Here is a 1,861-nt window from a genome sequence, read left to right on the forward strand (position 1 = left end):
TAGCATTCCTGTTATAAAGCTAAATGAACTTTGAAAAAAAGAAACTCCACTGATAAAATACTGGGTATAAGGACTTGCAAGTCTTATCCCTAATTAATAATTATCAGTGGAGGTACTCAATATGAATTATACACAAAATAGTAAGATTAGGTCAATAACCGAAAGCACATTAATTATTGGAGTTGATATTGCTAAACATGTTCAATATGCCAGAGCCTTTGATTATAGAGGTATTGAGTTAGGTAAAATTAAATCATTTGAAAATACTGCTGAAGGATTTTTAATGTTCCAGCAGTGGGCGAAAGCTATCGCTACAGAAAATAATAAGAATAGTTTAATTGTAGGAATGGAACCGACAGGTCACTATTGGTTTAACTTAGCATACTTTTTAAAAGATATGGACATACGAGTAGTTCTCGTAAACCCTTCTCATGTTAAAAAAAGTAAAGAATTAGATGATAATTCTCAAACTAAGAATGATCGTAAAGATGCCAAGACAATAGCAAAATTAGTTATTGATGGTAGGTACTCCGTACCATATGTTCCCGAAGGGATCTATAGTGAGATTAGAACTGCTATGAATATGAGAGATGATATAAGTAATGCTCTTGTTAGAATTAAAAATAAAATAGCTCAATGGAATGATAAATATTTCCCAGAGTTTAATGAAGTATTCTGCAATTGGGAAGGTAAGGCAGCCTTAATAACTTTAAAGAACTTCCCAACTCCAGAAAAAGTAATAGCAAAAGGTAGTGTACAAATAGCTATGGAATGGAAAAAGGAGATTAAACGTGGTGTAGGTCTTAGCAGAGCAACTAAGCTCGTTGAAGCGGCTAAAGTTTCTGTAGGCATTAAAGAAGGACTGAGATTAGCAGAAAAAGAACTTAAGCTTATTTTAGATCAATATGATTTATATATGAATCAATATAAAGAGCTAGAATCAGAAATAACTGAACTGACGCTACAAGTTCCAGGTGCTAGAGAAATGTTAACTATTAATGGCATAGGTATAATGACTGTAGCAGGATTTATAGGAGAGATTGGTGATATAACACGTTTTAATCATCCAAGTCAAATTCAAAAACTTGCAGGGTTAAATCTTATTGAAACTAGTTCTGGTAAACATAAAGGAAAAACAAGTATAAGTAAAAGGGGTAGATCTAAACTTAGATCATTGCTTTTTCGAGTAACAATTCCATTAGTGTCAAAAAATAATGAATTTAAATTGCTCCATAAATACTATACTAGTAGAATAGAAAATCCATTAAAAAAGAAACAATCATTGATTTTATTGTCCTGTAAACTTATCAGAATATTTTATGCTATATTAACTAAGAAAATTAAATACAACCCAGAAAAATTAATAAAGGATGCTAATATTGTTGATTTACCTAACGCTGCATAAAATAAAACTGCATTTATTTTTAAATATCAAAAGTTAGTTTGTAAAAAGTGAATGTCAATTCTTTGAAATTTAATATTCGAGATAAATTAAATCACAAATTTCAGGATAGCTCTTTGAAAAAAAGAAGCAAGGATTAGTCAGAAAAAAGCAACAACATTAGGGCATTGAGACCCGGTTAACTAGCATTAACTGACATCCGCCTTTGGATAAACTGAACGAAGGAATTAAGGACATTAGATCCTGTGAGACATGGAAGGGTGAGTTACCAAAGAATTTGCGGACATCCAATGTATACATATTTTGTAAAAAAAGTGTTAGTTGTATTTAGTTCGCTCATTCATGACCATTTTAAACCATAAATTCAATATATTTAAATATGTTTCTTTTTTCTTATATCGCTATCCTAAGAATTAGTGAGATATAAAGAGAATATTAAAGAATAAAGAGGAAGTTGTT

General features: G+C 30.6%; 1 protein-coding gene. It reads left to right on the forward strand.

Features of this window, described 5'->3' with window-relative positions:
• The first annotated feature begins 121 nt into the window (after positions 1–121).
• On the forward strand, positions 122–1,405 hold the full coding sequence (locus tag ACTNBA_RS19030) for an IS110 family RNA-guided transposase (RefSeq protein WP_441075819.1): 1,284 nt from the start codon (positions 122–124) through the stop codon (positions 1,403–1,405).
• Positions 1,406–1,861: the final 456 nt, after the last annotated feature.

This window comes from Clostridium sulfidigenes, from assembly GCF_052067195.1.
GTDB classification, from domain to species: domain Bacteria; phylum Bacillota; class Clostridia; order Clostridiales; family Clostridiaceae; genus Clostridium_J; species Clostridium_J sulfidigenes.

What these genes read in the sequence shown, in the direction of transcription:
- ACTNBA_RS19030 (WP_441075819.1), top strand. Translation starts at nt 122, where the DNA reads ATGAATTATACACAAAATAGTAAGATTAGGTCAATAACCGAAAGCACA.